This is a genomic window from Cutibacterium modestum, from assembly GCF_008326345.1.
GTDB lineage: Bacteria > Actinomycetota > Actinomycetes > Propionibacteriales > Propionibacteriaceae > Cutibacterium > Cutibacterium modestum.
Map to the genome: position 1 here is coordinate 1 of NZ_BJEN01000003.1, position 16777 is coordinate 16777.

At 60.8% G+C, this 16777-nt stretch carries 13 protein-coding genes and 2 pseudogenes; 7 read left to right on the forward strand and 8 right to left on the reverse strand.

Annotated features, from left to right (window positions below):
* Window positions 1-158: 158 nt before the first annotated feature.
* From F1563_RS08125 to F1563_RS08140, 4 genes are all read right to left on the reverse strand, one after another.
* Entirely contained in the window at window positions 159-2405 is a 2247-nt protein-coding gene (locus F1563_RS08125) for a 6-phosphofructokinase (protein ID WP_172623673.1), read from the reverse strand.
* A 163-nt stretch (window positions 2406-2568) separates the two neighbouring features.
* Complete coding sequence (locus tag F1563_RS08130; protein WP_002528312.1) at window positions 2569-4638, reverse strand: NAD(+) synthase; 2070 nt, start codon at window positions 4636-4638, stop codon at window positions 2569-2571.
* 39 nt (window positions 4639-4677) lie between these two features.
* The gene (locus F1563_RS08135; protein ID WP_002533821.1) at window positions 4678-4860 is read right to left on the reverse strand and encodes a hypothetical protein; all 183 of its coding nucleotides are present in this window, start codon (window positions 4858-4860) and stop codon (window positions 4678-4680) included.
* 44 nt (window positions 4861-4904) lie between these two features.
* The gene (locus tag F1563_RS08140; protein ID WP_002533822.1) at window positions 4905-5075 is read right to left on the reverse strand and encodes a PfkB family carbohydrate kinase; all 171 of its coding nucleotides are present in this window, start codon (window positions 5073-5075) and stop codon (window positions 4905-4907) included.
* Between the two features lie 256 nt (window positions 5076-5331).
* Between F1563_RS08140 and F1563_RS14225 the strand changes: the two genes are divergently transcribed.
* Genes F1563_RS14225 through F1563_RS08155 form a run of 3 tightly spaced genes read left to right on the forward strand, consistent with a single transcriptional unit; the run spans window position 5332 to window position 6959 of the window.
* On the forward strand, window positions 5332-5994 hold the full coding sequence (locus tag F1563_RS14225) for a L,D-transpeptidase (protein ID WP_227431962.1): 663 nt from the start codon (window positions 5332-5334) through the stop codon (window positions 5992-5994).
* The gene (locus F1563_RS08150) at window positions 5991-6545 is read left to right on the forward strand and encodes a hypothetical protein (RefSeq protein ID WP_002528309.1); all 555 of its coding nucleotides are present in this window, start codon (window positions 5991-5993) and stop codon (window positions 6543-6545) included. Before F1563_RS14225 ends, F1563_RS08150 begins: the two co-directional genes overlap by 4 nt.
* Window positions 6546-6560: 15 nt before the next feature.
* A complete protein-coding gene (locus F1563_RS08155; RefSeq protein ID WP_002528308.1) occupies window positions 6561-6959 on the forward strand; it encodes a hypothetical protein in 399 nt (132 codons plus the stop codon).
* Window positions 6960-6971: 12 nt separating this feature from the next.
* On the opposite strand, the pseudogene ybaK reads toward F1563_RS08155, so the two are convergent.
* A pseudogene (gene ybaK / locus F1563_RS08160) lies at window positions 6972-7455 on the reverse strand (Cys-tRNA(Pro) deacylase).
* The gene (locus tag F1563_RS08165; RefSeq protein ID WP_007434243.1) at window positions 7455-8327 is read right to left on the reverse strand and encodes an aminodeoxychorismate lyase; all 873 of its coding nucleotides are present in this window, start codon (window positions 8325-8327) and stop codon (window positions 7455-7457) included. The pseudogene ybaK and the gene F1563_RS08165 overlap by 1 nt, the downstream one beginning before the upstream one ends.
* 141 nt (window positions 8328-8468) lie before the next feature.
* Between F1563_RS08165 and F1563_RS08170 the strand changes: the two genes are divergently transcribed.
* Both F1563_RS08170 and F1563_RS08175 read left to right on the forward strand, forming a co-directional pair.
* Window positions 8469-9116, forward strand: coding sequence for a TetR/AcrR family transcriptional regulator (locus F1563_RS08170; RefSeq protein ID WP_002528305.1), 648 nt, complete (start codon window positions 8469-8471; stop codon window positions 9114-9116).
* Window positions 9116-10462, forward strand: a complete 1347-nt coding sequence (locus tag F1563_RS08175) for an MATE family efflux transporter (RefSeq protein WP_002528304.1) — start codon at window positions 9116-9118, stop codon at window positions 10460-10462. The genes F1563_RS08170 and F1563_RS08175 overlap by 1 nt, the downstream gene beginning before the upstream one ends.
* Before the next feature lie 62 nt (window positions 10463-10524).
* Here the strand turns inward: F1563_RS08175 and F1563_RS08180 are convergent.
* A pseudogene (locus F1563_RS08180) lies at window positions 10525-13129 on the reverse strand (AAA family ATPase).
* Window positions 13126-14313, reverse strand: coding sequence for a metallophosphoesterase family protein (locus tag F1563_RS08185; protein WP_002533823.1), 1188 nt, complete (start codon window positions 14311-14313; stop codon window positions 13126-13128). Before F1563_RS08185 ends, F1563_RS08180 begins: the two are co-directional and overlap by 4 nt.
* Window positions 14314-14747: 434 nt before the next feature.
* Between F1563_RS08185 and F1563_RS08190 the strand changes: the two genes are divergently transcribed.
* Both F1563_RS08190 and F1563_RS08195 read left to right on the forward strand, forming a co-directional pair.
* Window positions 14748-15254, forward strand: a complete 507-nt coding sequence (locus tag F1563_RS08190; RefSeq protein WP_002528299.1) for a MarR family winged helix-turn-helix transcriptional regulator — start codon at window positions 14748-14750, stop codon at window positions 15252-15254.
* A gap of 114 nt (window positions 15255-15368) precedes the next feature.
* Entirely contained in the window at window positions 15369-16775 is a 1407-nt protein-coding gene (locus F1563_RS08195; RefSeq protein ID WP_007434238.1) for an amino acid permease, read from the forward strand.
* The last annotated feature ends 2 nt before the right edge of the window (window positions 16776-16777 follow it).

Below are 16777 nucleotides of genomic sequence, written 5' to 3' on the forward strand. Positions count from 1 at the left end.
CGTGGTTTGGCGACTTATGATGGCAAGTTGTTGAGTGGGCCTGTGGGTGAGGCGCTTGGTATGGAGAGTGTGGCTGTTTCTGAGGTGTTGTGAGGTTCATGATGGTGGGCCACACCACCCCACCATCATCTCTAGAGCTCTCGGAAAGCCGTCGCGACTCACCTCACCTCGTCCGAGACCGTGCGGGCAATGGTCCTCAGTTGCAGCCACCACTGCTCACGGGGACGACGATGAGCGGCGTCAACGAGGGAAAGCATCGTCTCCATCGGGCTAGGCCGCATTCCTGACTCGTTGACGCCAATAAACCACGAACCGTCCTGACGCGCCGCCAACTCGTCGTCAATAAGATTAAGAGCACGGTAGGTGAGTCGATTGGCGAGCAAGCGGTCGAAGGGTGAAGGTGAGCCGCCCTGTTGCATATGTCCTAGCACCACCTGGCGCACGTCATACATGCCGTGGGACTCCTCCTCCAGCAGCCGCGCGATGAAGTCGGTGGTGTAATTGTGCGACGCATTTTCATTACGTACGGCAAGGAAGAGCCGGCGTCCGTGGGCGAAAGACTCCCGCAACCAGTGAACGTCGTTGACCAGGTCATCCAGAGAGATACCGTCTTCGTTGGTGTAAATCCGCTCAGCACCAGCAGCGATACCCGACATCAGTGCGAGGTAACCGCAGTCACGGCCCATTGTCTCGACGACGAAGCAGCGCCTGGATGCGATACCCGACTCCTTGACCTTGTCCATCGCTTCGACGATGACGTTGAGGGCGGTGTCGGCGCCGATGGATAGCTCCGAACCGGGAAGGTTGTTGTCGATCGAGGCTGGGATGCACACCGTTGGAATACGGAAGGCCGGGTATCGGTCCCGCTCAGTCGTCATGGTGTGGATACCTTCGTAGGCCGAGTAGCCGCCGATGACGAGCAGCGCGTCGATGTGATTGTCCTCCAAGGCGCGGCTGACAGCGTACAGGTCGCGAGTGTTGGGGATCTCCCGGCGGGTGCCCAGCTCGGCGCCGCCTTCCCCGGCCCAACCCTCGACGTCGCTCCAAGCCAATTCCGACATGTCCCCGGCTGCCAGCCCGACGAATCCGTTATGGATCCCCACAACGGTATGACCGCGGGAAATCGCCAGTCGGACTGCTGCACGAGCAGCAGTATTCATGCCCGGAGCCGGACCACCGGCGTGCATAATCGCGATGCGTTTGCGGTCGGCGTCGCCAGCGGTGTCGGAGGTGGTGCGAGCTGGCTCGCTGAGTTCGGTGAAGATGGCGTCCATCTCGACGAAGGAACGTCCCCTCATCCGCATGGCCTCGTTGTATCGACCCTCCGCGATGAGACCGGGCACCGACTTCGTGTCAGCGATGGCCTTGACCAAAGGGAGGCGATGAATGCGGTTAGTTCCGGTACCGATAACGCGTCCCTCGGCCTCCGGAGTGGTCGAGAGCACCTCGTGAACCGCGTGATGACCCAGCCAGGTCGATGCCCAGCGGTCATAGGCCGACGGTCGTCCGCCACGCTGGACATGACCCAGGATGGTTACACGGGCGTCCTCACCCAGTTTGTCCTCGAGCACCTGACGGACGTATTCCGACGAAATCCGGTTGCCGGCGCGATCAGTGGCGCCCTCCGCGACGATGACGATCGAGTCGCGTCGACCCGCCTGACGGCCACGCTTGAGTTCGGCGCACATGCGGTCCTCCCAGCCATTTTCGGGCGGCCGCTCCGGGATAAGGACGTAGTCAGCGCCGCCGGCGACGGCCGCCATGAGGGCGAGGTAGCCGCAATGGCGGCCCATCACCTCGACGACGAAGGATCGCTGGTGGCTGGCCGCGGTGGAGGTGAGGTCGTCGATGGCATCGACAATGCGGTGCAGAGCAGTGTCGGCGCCGATAGTCATATCGGATCCGACGAGGTCGTTGTCGATGGACCCGACGAGTCCGGCGATCATGAGGGTGGGATGCTCGCGGGCTACCTCGGCGCTCACCTGGCCGGTGTCGACGAGTTCAGCGAGCAGGCCGGTCCACTCGGTGCGCAGCACATCTAGGCCGGTAAGCGAACCGTCGCCGCCGATGACGACGAGACGATCGATCCCGTGTTCGAGGAGATTTCTGACAGCCTTCAGGCGTCCCGGGCGTTCGCGCATTTCTTTGCAGCGGAAAGTTCCGATGACGGTGCCACCACGGTTGAAGATCGAACCGACGTCGTCCCACCTGAATTTCCGGATGCCGTCGCCGCCATCGATCATTCCCTGGTAGCCCTCGTAGATCGCATAGACCTCGGCTCCCACACTTAGTGCAGAGCGCACCACGGCTCGCACGGCGGCGTTCATGCCTTGAGCGTCGCCTCCGCTGGTCAGGATGCCGATCCGCAGACCGTGACCGTCGGGGAGAGTGGGGGTGAGCCTTATCTCGTCATTAACACGCACGGTTCAATATTGCCGCGCGGGAGTGGACAGCGGGTGAACTGTGACTGTTAGTCCCGCTGCCGGGATTTTTGCCACTGGTTGAAGGATGGGGCTCCGGGGTACTGGACCCGAAGAGAGTTATCCCCGGGGCGCAGAACGTGGCGGTTCAGGACCGCTCATCGGGAACCGTCTCGAGGTCGTCGAGCCAGGCTCGGGCGACCGCATCCGAGGGCATCCGCCAGTCGCCGCGCGGACTCAGTGAACCTCCGGCGACGACCTTGGGACCATTAGGAAGGGTCGACCTCTTGAACTGATTTCCGATGAACCGGCGCAGGAACAGCCGAGTCCAACCCTTGATTGCCGACAGGTCATAGGAGTGTCGGTCCTCGTCATGGAACCCGGGAGGCCAGGAGCCCACCGACGCATCCCGCCAGGCGTGGTGGGACAGGAAAACAATCCGGCTGGGGCGCATCCCGTGGCGTAGCAGGTGATACAGAGTGAAGTCCTGCAGCTCGTAAGGGCCTATCTTCGCTTGGGTGGACTGGATCTTCTCACCCGGGCGGGCGGGGACGAGCTCGGGGGAGATTTCCGTCCCCAACACCGACTCGAGTACCACATTGGTGGCCTCGTTGAACTGGCCCGACGAAATGCACCACCGGATGAGGTGCTGGATAAGGGTCTTGGGTACTCCTGTGTTGACTCCGTAGTGGCTCATCTGATCGCCAACACCGAAAGTGCACCAGCCGAGTGCCAGTTCCGACAGATCACCGGTGCCCAGCACGATGCCGCCACGTTGATTGGCTATCCGGAAGAGGTAGTCATAGCGCAGCCCAGCCTGGACGTTCTCGAAAGTGACGTCGTACACCTCAGCCCCGTCACCGGCCGGGTGGCCCATCCCCTTGAGCATCTGGGTGGCAGCTGGGCGAATGTCCAACACCTCACACGGGATGCCAAGAGCGTGACATAAATCTAGGGCGTTATTTTTAGTGTGGTTCGTGGTGGCGAACCCCGGCATTGTGAAGGCGAGGATGTCGGTGCGTGGCCGACCCATCTGATCCATGGCCTTGGCGGCGACGAGCAGGGCGTGGGTGGAGTCGAGTCCGCCGGAAACCCCGATGACGATTCTTGGCGATCCAATCGACTCGAGGCGTCGACGCAATCCATAGACCTGGATGTTGTAAGCCTCATAGCAATCTTGGGCGAGCTGATCAGGGTCGTGGGGGACGAAAGGGAATCGGTTGACGGGGCGTTCCAGGCCGATGTCGTCATGGGGCGGGTCAAGAGTGAAGGCAGTGGTACGCCACGGGGCTTCGGCGGGTTGGGCAAGGGCGTTGTCGTCGAAAGATCCCTGGCGCAGCCTCTCTTGCCGCAGCAGGTCGAGGTCGATGTCAGCCAGGCAGAAGCCTGGTTCGGGAGAGAACCTGTCGGTGGCGGTAAGAAGGGAGCCGTTTTCGTAGATCATTGTCTGGCCATCCCACGACAGATCTGTGCTGGACTCTCCGGGGCCGGCAGCCGCATAGACGTAGGCCTGCAGGTTGCGCGAGGACGTGACTTTGCATAGCTCATGGCGTTGGCGGGATCTTCCGACAGTGATGGGGGAGCCTGAGAGATTGACCTCTACGACGGCCCCGGCCAGTGCGGCCCGGGAAGACGGGGAGACCGGCACCCAAAGATCCTCGCACACCTCCACATGAAAGATGAGATCAGGAAGATCGGTGGCCTGAAAGAGCTGGTCGGCTCCGAAGGGAACCTCAGTAGAAGCTGCATGAGATTTTTGCCGCCCTGACAAGTCGATCGTCCCGGTAGTGTCCGCGCCGGCGGCGAAGTGACGTTTTTCGTAGAATTCCCGATAGTTGGGGAGGTGACTTTTCGGCACCACACCGAGGACCTGCCCGCGGTGGATGACGACCGCGCAGTTGTAGAGCCGGTTGCCGCGCTGCAACGGTGCCCCGACGATGATGACCGGGAAGAGGCCGCGGGAAGCTTGGCGTAATGCCTCGATGGCGTCGAGAACGGCGTCAAGCACGACGTCTTGAAGCAGCAGATCGTCGATGGCATAGCCGGTCAGGCACAGCTCGGGGAATACGGCGATTGCGACGTTTCGGGAATCGAGTTCTCGGCAGGTGTCGAGAATTCCCCCCGCGTTCGAACCGGGGTCACCGATATGCACCGGCGTGGTGCAGGCGGCGATTCGCGCAAAGCCTTGGTCATAAGTCGAGTGGAAGTTCCCCTTCATGGGGCCAGTCTCGCAGACACTGGCGCGGGTAACCTTCGGTCACCCTAATTCAGCGGTGCGCGGTGGGTTCGCACCGGAGCGGGAGACGGTAATCGCGGCGATGTGGGCTGCTCGTTGCAGCACCGCGGGCTCGACCCGACCAAGATCCCTGCGGTGGTCGACTCCCAATAACCCGGCCGTCCACACCGTCAATGGCCGCCGATATGAACGAATCCCCAGCACCGACGGTGTCGACTACGTTGATCTGCTCTCCAGAAACCCGAACCTCAAGACTGTGGGCCGTCATCGCCAATCCAGGTGGCTAGCTCGACGTCACGCCCCAAACGTGCCAGACCGACAGCGACGTTTAGCGGGGAGCCGCCAGGATGCTCACTTATCCGGCCCTCGCTATTGACAACATCAATCAACGATTCCCCAATAATAAGTGTCCTCAACATAGCCCTCTCCTGCTGTCGGCTCCTACAAATCTCTCCCTAGGTACGAGGTGTCGGGCCGGGGGCGTTACCGACGTTGTATTCGAACGGTGACGGTGTGGCCTTTAAACACGGTGTGGCCTTTAAACTTGGTCCTGTGCATGCCTCCGGAAACATCTTGAACCCGGAACCGCGCGTCGGCTCAGGCCTGTGTCGTGGCGGCAGTTTTCTTGCTGCTCTGATGGCAATAGTCTGCTTGGTCGCTGGCTGCGGATCGTCAATGCCTGCTTCGGCGCCATGTGTCGACTCCGTCCCTGGCGCGGGCGATTTGCGCACCCGCCACCAATACCCCGTGACCTGCCCTACGGCGTCCCCGGATCCGACTGCTCAAGCTACGCATACACCTCCAGACGGGCCGTCTGGCAATGACGGCGCCAATGGTCCTGAAGATTCTGCGGGTCCGAAGGCCGATGATTCAGCTCCGGCGACTCCTGGTCCGACTCCACCAGCGGCATCTCTTACCGTCGGGGCAAAGTCCTCGGCTGGAGCTGGAAAATATGTCCTGTGGATCAAAGCGGAGAACCGTGTTTACCTCGTCGATAACGGAGTAGTGAAGCGGGCTATGCTCACTACTGCTGAGCCATGGAAGACCCCTGTCGGAGACTACGAGATCGAATACAAAGTGCGTCATGCGGCGTCGACTGAGGACGGCATACGTTGGTATATCCCTAACTTCTTGTCCTTTTATCAGCGGCCCGGGGCGACAGGAACTATCGGTTTCCACCAGATTCCCTGGGACGAGAAGACCAAGAAACCTGCGCAGCCGGCCTATACCCTGGGATTACCCGGATACTCCAGTCACGGCTGTGCTCGGCTGGCCCCCAAAGATTCCGAAGCTCTCTACAACTTCGCTCATGAAGGCACGAAGGTGAAGGTGCGGTGAGCCGTCGACGCAGCGAGGAAAACACTCTCGATGTGACAGCGCGCCTGGGCCACCTGGACCAGGACAGCCCGGATGTTCTGGGGGCGACCACTGAGTCGGCGCGGGTGAGTAGGTCCGCAGGTGCCTTCATCGTTGCCATGGCCATTACTGGACTGGTGTGGGGGCTGACCTTGGCGATCTGGGCGACGAGCCCGGGCGTAAATGGCACCCGGGCGGGCATGCCGGCGAGCGGCTGGTTCGGTAGCCTCCTGGTCGGGCTGCTTTACGCGATGGGAGTAACGGTGATTCTCATCATCCCGGTCGTCCTCATGGCAGCTCTGCTGGGCGGGCGTCTCGTCCGGCGAAGGAGCCAACGCATCGCCGGTGGAGTCGTCGGCGCGATGGCGGTTTTGCTTGGAGCAGCAGGTCTTTACGCCCTCATTCCGGTTCTGTCGGCGGTGGCGGAAATCTCATGGCTGGCTGCCATAACAGCCAGCGCGTTGGGATGCTGGTGGGGGCCATGGGTGATGGTGGGGCGGGCACCACGATGTAAGGTGAAGCCGCAGTCGTGACCTAGAGTGTGGTCCATGACACAGCAGCGCACGTCGACCGTCTCTTCTGCCCCTAAAGCCCTCACGATCTGTGTTTGGGTTGCCGTGGGGTCCGTGGTCATCCAGGCTGTTTTGGCCTGTTTCATGCTTTCCGGGGTTCACGGCCTCGGTGACATGCATATGGGGTTCGGAATTGTGACCCTGCTGGCAACCATCGTCGCGGCCGTTCTGGCGGTGATGTGGAAGCATCGCGGCGGACCGTCGGCTGTTGTCGGTCACGCCGTTGGTATGGCGGTGCTAATCCTTGTCCAGTATGTTCTTGGCGAGCTGAGCAGTGGTGGCGCCACCAAGTGGATCCACGTTGTGCTTGGTGTCGTCATTGTCACCGGACTGCTCGTGCTGCCTCAGTCGGTCGGCAAGAACTCCAATAAGTGACCGGAGCTGGCGTCAACAGGCGATTTTTGCCGTCACCGCCCCAGTAACAGTCACCAGGTCCGACGGCGACAATTCCACCGATAGACCTCGACGCTCGCCTGAAACCAGCACCCGTGGCTGCTCTAGCACGGACTCGTCGATGCAGATGGGTAGCCGCTTTTTCTGCCCCGAGGGAGAAATTCCCCCGACGATGTAGCCGGTAGCGCGTTCTGCTGTCTCTGGGGCGGCCATGGTGACTTTTTTCGCACCTACGGCTGAGGCGAAGGCCTTGAAATCGAGTTGATAACTCACCGGAACGACGGCAACGGCAAGCTTGCCTGAAGGGGCCAGCTCGACGACCAGAGTCTTGAGCATGATGGATGGGTCGAAACCAAGCTTCGCCACCCCCTCATCGCCAAAGTGGTGATTAATCGTGGTCGTAGCTGTGCAGGACATGCGGAATCTTGGCCTTGACGAGGGTTTTGGTCGCCGGGGAAGCAGGGTCTGACGCAGGCATCAGCTTTCAAATCCCGCCCAGGTCCGCAACCGGTGAGTCATGTCCTCATCTTGGGGAGTTGGATGGCCGTCAATACTGAGAACGGGAGCGACGCCACGTACTGACGACAACAACCAGGCACCCTGGGCACGCAGCACCTCCCCGCGCTTCATGAGACGGGTAGCCGTCTTGACCCCGTCCTCATCAGCGGCTTTGAAGACGGTACCGACGGTGATGGAGCTCAGGATGCCGGTGGCGCCGGTGGGGGTCGTCCACAGCCCGTCGGCGGCTTCAATGATTAACCCAGAGGTCGGCCCCTCGAGTAGGTAACCGTCGGTAGAGGTGAAGATGACGTCGTCGGCACCCTGGGAACGGGCATAGCGCAGAGCTGCCACGTTGACGGCGTAGGACAGGGTCTTAACTCCGCCGAGAAGCCAGGGGGCATCGGCGAAGGCTTCGCTAGTGACTCCGCGCGATAGGCACAGCACGTCGATTCCCTCCCGCTCCTCGATTGCAGTTTTGGAGAGGGAAGAGATGATGAGAAAACCCCGGGGAGGCCCGGGGACGACTTGACGGCCATTGGTGTAGACGAGTTTGAGGGCAGCCTCTCCAGGGATACGCCAGTTGCGTGCCGCTTCTTCGATGAGGTGGTGCCAGGAGTCCAAGTCGGGGGTGGGGCCGTCCACTCCAGCGATAGAGCGGGCGAACCGGGAGAGATGCTCGTCGAGGTGGTCGATACGCGACGTTCCATCCTGGGCGGTCACGATACGGGTTGTGTCAAAGACACCATCCCCACGTACCAGCCCGAGATCGTCTGCATGGCACACCATGGTGGATGGCGGCACGACCCCTTCACCGAGGATGGCTAGCAGATATGGAACACTTGAATTCATGCGTTCAGCCTAGTTGAGTGATGGTTGGGGGTCATAGAGACTGTCCTCCGACGCCATAGAAATTTCACGTATGGTTGGGCGTCAGCGGTCAGCCAGCCAGGTTGACGTCCTAGTACTAACGAACGGACCGGGGGATCATTCATGACGCAGACGCATCGCTCGTCGCAACCACGTCAGACGTACCATCACGGTCATCTTCGTGAAGCCCTCATAGTGGAGGGCTTGGAGATGGCCCGCAGCGGTGGCGCCGAGGCTGTTGTGCTGCGTGAGGCTACTCGCCGCGCAGGCGTATCACCCAACGCCGCGTACCGTCACTTCGCGAATCGCGAGGCCCTTCTTGATGAGGTGGGCTTGGTAGCTGCCGACCAGATCGGCGTCGTGATGCGTGAAGCGGTGGCCCAGGCCCAGCCCGTTGATGATGAGGTCGCGGCGGTTGGTCAACTCGTGGCCGCCTGCCGCGCATATCTTGATTTCGCTCTGACCGAACCGGGGCTTTTCGACGTCGCGTACCGCATCTCGGATGCGGGACTTGACGCCCTTAAGGTGGATCGGTCAAAAGCACCGAATCTGCCCGACTCGGTGATCCGGGATGTCCTCTCAAACCCAGAGGTCACGTTTCCCGACCGAGTTGACGTCCGGGGCCTCGTTATTCTTTTGTGGTCCGTGCTTCACGGTTTTGCATCACTGTCGACGTCTGGCCCCCTGCGTGGTGAGAAAACCCCTGAGTGGGCCGACCGGGTTCTCAATATCATTCGTGCGTCCCTGCGCGGCGCGATCGTTCGAGCCTGATGATTCCAAGGGGTCGCGATCCCGGTTTCGAGGCTGAGGCCGGGTACCGTCAGATTCTGAATCTAGCGGTACCCGCTTTCTTGTCCCTCGTCGCGGAGCCGCTGTTCCTGGTTGCAGACTCTGCAGTGGTGGGGCATTTGGGTACCGCTGAGTTGGCAGGTCTGGGTGTGGCCTCGGCGGCCTTGACGACATTCACAGGGCTGTTTGTCTTCCTTGCCTACGCAACGACGGCAACATCATCGCGTCGAATGGGGGCGGGGGACCGTCAGGGAGCCGCCCATACTGGTGTTGATGGCTTGTGGCTGTCTCTCATCATTGGTCTGCTCGTGGCGACCATGCTGGTGGCTATTCCGACGACGGTGGCAGGTTGGTTTGGGGCTAGTGGCGCGGTTGCGGATCAGGCAGGGCGCTATTTACGCATCACCGGGTTCGGCGTGCCTGCGATGCTCGCGACTATGGCGGTCACGGGTGTGTTGCGTGGGTTCCAGGACACCCGCACGCCTTTAGTCGTGACCGTCATCACCTTTAGTGCAAACCTGGTGCTCAATGTGTGGTTTGTCCTCGGCATGGGCTGGGGGATCCAGGGGTCTGCCATCGGCACCCTCGTCTGCCAGATAGCTATGGCGGTGGCTTTAGTGTGCGTGTTGTGGATGCGAACACGCGGTCTTGACCTGAACTTGATGCCGCATCTGAGCGGCATTGCTTCGAGTTTGCGTGATGGCACCCCCTTACTTATCCGCACCCTGGCGTTGCGCGCCGCTCTTTACGTGACAACCTGGGTTGCGGCCCGGTCTGGAGCGATCACTATGGCGTCGTATCAGGTGACGATGACAATGTGGAACCTGCTGCTCATGACCATGGACGCCTTGGGCATTGCCGGTCAGGCCCTCACCGGGGCAAGCCTGGGGGCTGGCGACACCCGACGCACCCGGTCGCTGACCGCCACGATGACACGATGGGGGCTCGTGGCCGGCGTTGTTATAGGCGTCGTGTTGGCAGCCTTCCACCAACTGCTTCCTGTCCTATACACCGACGACCCCGCCGTGCACCGAGCGGTCGCCGCCGGATTGCTCGTTGTCGCGGCTCAACAGATCGTTGCCGGGCCGGCTTTCGTCCTTGACGGGGTGCTCATTGGGGCTGGCGACGGTCGGTGGCTGTCGGGCGCTCAGGTTGTCATGCTCGTGGTGTACTTACCAATGGCCTGGGCGGTGCATTTGTTCGCGCCGTCGGACCCGGCCGCCGCGGTGGTCTGGCTATGGATCGCCTTTAGCGGGTTCATGGTCGTGCGCTGCGCCATCCTGGCATGGCGTGCGCGGGGGGATACGTGGATGAGGACCGGCGCTTGACCATATCTTGGTGCCGCAGGGGCTCGACGGTTCCCGTAGCAGAGACGTAACCAGGCATTGCATCAGCCGAAATCGACTCGCTGCGCTCCCGGTATGGAGTCGTACCTCTCCGGTGCGCTGGTGAACACCACGATCTGGCTGGTCTGGGCGCCTTGGGCGACTTCGCCGAGGATGTGTCTGACTCTTACCGGATCGGAGTAGACCAGGGCATCGTCGAGGATCACCGGTACCCCGTCGTCGGGATCAATGAGCCGGGCGGCGGCCAACCGGACAACTAGTCCTAATTGCTCACGGGCTCCTGACGACAGCTGGACCCATTCCAGGCGGGAGCCATTGAGATGACGTGCCACCACCGACAAGGTGGAATCGATCTCGACGTGAAGGTCAGGCCCGAAAACCCCACGTCCAATTCGATCGATGTGGGTAGTGAACGGTGCTACGTAGGACTGCCGCACGCTTTCCAGATGTGCTGTCAGGGTGGTGAACAGCAATTTGGCCGACTGCGCCCGTCGTTCCAATCCAGCAACACGTCGTGCCAGTTGGTGTTCCTTCGAGGTGAGGGTGTCGACCTCGGTCTGACGTTGTTGGCGGCCAAGTCCTTGCAGCTGTCCGTTGAGTTCAGCCTGGTAACGGATGTTGCTTTCAAGGCGTTCGGTTGCGGCCGTCAGCGCCACCCGCGTCCCCTCCGCCTCGCTACGGACCTGATTTGGGTTGCGTTCCGCGAGCGCGGCTTGGGCGCGGTCGGCCTCGGCTTGTGCGAGTCGCGCCTGCTCCTGGGAGGTGGCGAGGGTCTCTGCGAGGACCTGGTCGCTGGTGTCTTCGCGGGCGGTTGTCAGCTCATGAGAGACCGGGCGACTGTCTCAGCAGCCTTGTCAGCGTCGACACGCGCCCGGAACGCTTTTTCGCGGGCCTCGACGCGGCGCTCCTCTACCGCTTTCAGTCGAGCATCAGCCTGGCGTTGGGTGGTACGCGCCTCACCTGCGGTAGCTACAGCTTCTTCTTCCAGCTTCTGGGCTTCGGCGGCTGAGATGTTGGCGGCGCCATCATCGCGCTCAGCCATGGCTTCAAGTTCATGGATGGTGGCTTCGCCTTGTTCTTCCTCAAGGCGTTCTTGCCACGAGGAGATGTGGGTCTCCATGACATTGCGCTCAGTCAGACGGGACTCTGCCTGCTCCAGACTCGTCACGCCTAAGCCTTCAAGCTGGGTCACTACGGCTTGATGGGCCTTTTCAGCGTCCTGCCCCAAGGCCATGACCTCCGAGGTGGGGGAAATCCGCACTCGCCAGGCTTCGCCCATCTCCATCACGAGCTCACCATCTACTCGACGCTGGCTCGTCTCGCCGATTGGGACGTTGAGGTCCGCGCCGTCAACTCGCAGTGAAGCTCCTTCGGCGAGGTGCTCGATGGCTAGCTGTGGGCTTGCCATGGATGCTTTATGACGGGCGAGCTCTGCGGCCTTGACGGCTTTCCGCAGCGCCTTCAGCGTCTCGCTCGTCACCTTTTCAGCGTCGAGGCGTTGTTGTTCGGTCGCGATTCGCTCCTTGAGCTCATTAATGCGATCGAGTTGTTGCCGGGCCCTGGCCGACTGTTCACCAGCTCGCGCTGCTGCAAGGGTCTGCCGGGCTTGGGCTTCAGCCGTCTCGGCTTCGGAAACGATCTTCTGAGCCTTATTGCACGCCGTCTGAGCCTCTTCGCGTTCCACGGTGACGTTGTGCTCAGCACCGACAGCTCTGCGAGCACCTGCTGGCAGTGTTGGTCCTCGCTTTGTGCAGTCGCAAGGTTGTCAACGAGCTTGGCCCTCGTGTCGTGGGCCGACTTGGCCTCGACCTGACGCTGTGTTGCCTCACTGGCAGCATGCCTCGTCACTTCGACCTCTTTTTCAAGATCGGCGAGGTTTGCCACGTCGGTCTCGGCTTGCTGGTAGTCCGCCTTCTTGGCTGCCACCACCGTTCGGTCATGACTGATTTGTTCATTGATTCTGCTGAGGGAAGCGACGACATCGTCGACTTCAGCGAGCTTGTGTTGCGCTTCTGCAAGGGCGCTGCGAATGTTTTCAAGTTCGTCGCGATCTGCAAAGACGTTGCGGCGCTCTGAGCCTCCAGGCGTGAAGTACTTATCGTATTCGTCTCGAACCCGATCCATGAGTCCGCTTCCAGACCCCTCGTCCGGCTGTTGCCCGCCGGCCTGTTCCAAGGCGGTCGTGAGGGCTTGAGAGGAGTCCAGTCGCAGCGGGGACAGTCCACTTGCCTGCATGAGACGTAGCGCATTCCACAGTGTGACATCGGTGTCTAATAGCAGCGTCTCCATTGTCTCGACGGCCTGATCACCGGTGACCGTCTCGCCAGCACGTGACCCGGAGAGGAATTTCAGGGAAGACTCCTTGTCCTTGAGGAAGCACTTGCGGTGGACGAAGCGGTGAGAGCCGATCGTCATCTCAGCTTCGATGACGACTTGCCGAGATGTTCCATAGGGCTGGGCGATCCGGACCTTGCGGGACTTTGACGAGGCTTTGGTGCCGGTATCGAGTAGTAGATCAAGAGTTTCCACCATGGAGGTCTTGCCGATCTCGTTGCGTCCAGCGGCAATGACAATCCCGCGGTCGGGCAACTCGAGAGTGCGTTCGTCAATCGCTTTGAAATTTTCGACGTGGATGCGGTGTAGCTTCATCGTGACACCTCCACTGTGTGTGCAACGGTGGGTGCGGTACCGGCTTCTTCAGCGTTGACGAGGCGGTGTAACAGGGTGAGCGCCGCGACGGCGTCGTCATTAGTGGCACACATGCCCGACAATTCTTCTGCAGCCTCGCGAACCCAACCGGGTACATCAGCTTCAGCCAGGCTGATGTCGTTACCGACCACGGTGAGATCATGGCGGTTTTCACTCGGTTCAAGGCTGGCAAAAACGGTCTCATAGTCAGCGAGAATTTCGTCAAGCTCTGCCTGCTGAGGGATGGTGACCTGACCGTGAAGGTCGTATCGGATAATGGTGCGATCCCGGTGATCGAAGGAATCTAACCGGTCGCGCAGAATTTGCAGATCTGCCTCGCCGGCGACCTCCTGACTCACTCGAGCGTGCAACCATGTGCCGACATCGATTGTCTGGCAGGTGAGGGGATCGCCGAGGTCCACGATGACCGTAGTACCGACACCGACCTCATTGAAGCTCGTTGATTCTTGGGTTCCGCTGTATCGGATAGCGGCGTGGTCATCGTTGAGAGGCCAGGCTATGTGGCGGTCCCCCAACGCCACGTAGTGCAGCGCTCCTCGGGCAATCGCTTCGTCGAGGGGGGAGCGGGAGATGAGGGCGTCACGGGTATCGCCCGACAATCCCTCAAGTTGGCCATGGCCAACCAGGATGCGTGGCGTCTCGGTGGGCTTCAAACTCATCGCAAGTTTGGCCAGAGGATCGGTTGAAGGATGGCGGGTCGTTAGCGGAGCGGCAACGATCGTCGCGATGACGAGACCATTTCCGTTAGTAACTTGGGTCTCTGCTTGATCTCGCAGTACGTGAACGTTGCTGGGGCAGCGACGAAGAAAATCTTGCCCGTCCCATAGGCAGCCCGGCTCTAAGCTGTCGTGGTTTCCAGGTAGCAGGTATACCGGAATGTCAATAGAGGCCATCGCCTCACATGCTCGGGCAATGATTTGCGCGGAGACATTCTGGGTTTCGAAGACGTCCCCGGCGACGACGACAAACTCGCAACCCTCTTGGTGGGCAACATCGCCCAGCCTGCGCACCGCCTCGATCCGATCGGCAGTGAACCGTGCCTGCGGGTCATCGTCACCGCGCTTAGACAAGTAGTGCCGAGTCATCCCCAGTTGCCAATCTGAGGTGTGGAGGAATCTAGTCATGGCAGCACGATAGGAAATGACTTGGACACTGCTCGTGTACGCGTGTTCCGTTGGTGTTCTGGCTTGTAAGCCCTATTTCAGCGGACTTCACGGGACCATCACGATCGGTATTACCGGTGAAAAAGGACGTGGTCTGGCAGTCACCTCAATGGAGACGCTGGACGGGGTCGGAGCCGTTACCCGAAGCAGCGTCCACACTTATCGAAGGACCCACGTGTCTTGGTAACCATTGCCTGACCGGTGATGAACCCGAGGCGGGGTGGCGGTGGCGATGGTCAATTTCCGTTGACAGCGATGATGTCGATCATGTGATCTCCTCTTACTCCTCATCATGGCGCGAAGAATGGGACACGTCAGCAACAAAGTGCTTTGGTGGCTTTGGTGGCAACAGATATGTTTCCGTCCCCCCTATACTCGGCAACGAAGGAGGCGCTGTGACTGAGGATTCCACCGTTTGGCTCGACAACCATTGGCTCGACGACCACCAGCAGCGCGTATGGCGCTTGTGGCTGGAAGTATCGACCACCCTGCCTGCCATACTCAACCGTCAGTTGTCCCGCGATTCGCAGTTGTCGGTGCAGGACTTTGAGGTGCTCGTGCGTCTTTCTGAGACCGACGGCGGCGAGATGAGAGTCGTGGCCTTAGCAGAGCGCATGAGATGGGAACGCTCCCGGCTATCCCATCACCTCACGCGTATGGAGAAGCGAGGCCTCATCGAACGTCGCGTCTGCTGTTCTGACGGCAGGGGAGCCATCATTCACCTCACCAATCCAGGCATGGCCGCATTGCGACAGGCCGCTCCGGGCCATGCTGCCTTGGTCCGGCGCATCGTTTTTGGCGGGCTTAATCGCGGCCATCTCGACGAGCTTGAAGCCTTCCTATCGCGAATTCGCCAGAGCCTTGCTAAGGAAGACAACGCTAACCCCGCGGACCTCAGTTGAGGCCAGGACACACCGCCGCTCCATCTCACGTCCGTCCCACTTAGAGAAACGGCCACATCCGCAGGACAATACCGGCCTTAACATCAGCCTCACCGACGCGGATGAGGAGCACATATGGCAATAGCGTCCACAGGCATCTCGGTGGGATCCGGTGAACCCGCTACGAATAAACCCCGCATGAAGGGCCGTCATCTGGTGATGATGAGCCTCGGTTCGGCCATCGGGACCGGTCTCTTCGTAGGGTCTGGCAAGGGTGTGGCTGCGGCCGGACCAGCAACCTTGGTGGGATATATCGTCGCTGGGTTGCTCGTCATCGCCATCATGTACATGCTCGGCGAAATGGTTGCAGCCGACCCCGACTCTGGGGCGTTTTCGGTCTATACATCGCGAGCTATGGGCCCTGCTGCCGGTTTCGCAATGGGGTGGATCTGGTGGATCGAACTCGTCGTCGTTGTAGCGGCCGAGGCGATCGCAGCGGCGTCGACCCTTGTCGCCATGTGGCCCATAGCCCCCGTCTGGCTGCTTACCTTCATCTTCTTGGTCGTTCTCACCGCGATCAACCTGCTGGGAGCCGACCGCTTCGGGGAGTTTGAGTTCTGGTTTGCCCTGCTCAAGGTGGTCGCCGTCGTCGTCTTCCTCGTCATCGGTGTGCTGCTTATCTGCGGCGTCTTGGCGGCTCCCGCGGCGGGAACGTCCAATCTTCTTGGTCACGGTGGGTTCTTGCCTAATGGGTGGTCTGGGGTGGCGACGGCACTGCTTTTGGTCGCCTTCAGCTTTGGCGGCATCGAAATTATGGCGGTAGCGGCTGCCGAGACCGAAGACCCCGCCCACAATGTCTCTCGGGCTGTGCGCACCATCGTCTGGCGGATTCTGCTGTTCTATATGGGTTCAGTAGCCATCATGGTGATTGCGATGCCTTGGGATGATCCCAGGCTTGGCACCTCACCCTTCGTGGCCGTCCTTGACCGGGCCGGGATCCCAGCAGCCTCTGAGGTTATGACCCTGGTCATTGTGTTGGCCTTGCTGAGCTCTCTCAATGCCAATCTTTACGGGGCTGCCCGGATGCTTGGCTCTTTGGCGGAACGCGGTATGGCCCCTCGCGTCGCCATGCGGACCAGGGGCCGCTCGGTGCCGACGGTCGCCGTGCTGGCCAGCGTGGCCTTTGGGTTCTGTTGTGTGCTGGCTACCTTCCAATGGGGCGACGCGGTACTTGGTACTCTGCTGAACATCGTCGGCTCAACCATCATCGTCACCTACTTCTTCACCACCTGCTCTCAATACGTGCTGCGTCGCAGGGCTGAAAAGGAGGGCACTCTACTGCCGATGCGGTTAAAAGGGTTCCCGGTGGTGAACTGGGCAGCAATGATCCTGCTGGTCGCTATCGTCGTATTAGGCATGTTTGCTCCCGACGTACGTGCTCAGCTGATGTCGACGGGGGGGCTTGTCGTCATCCTCTATGTCATTGGGATGGGGTGGTCTCGTCATGCCGGACGCAGCCCCTTCCATCCCACGACGGACTGAAC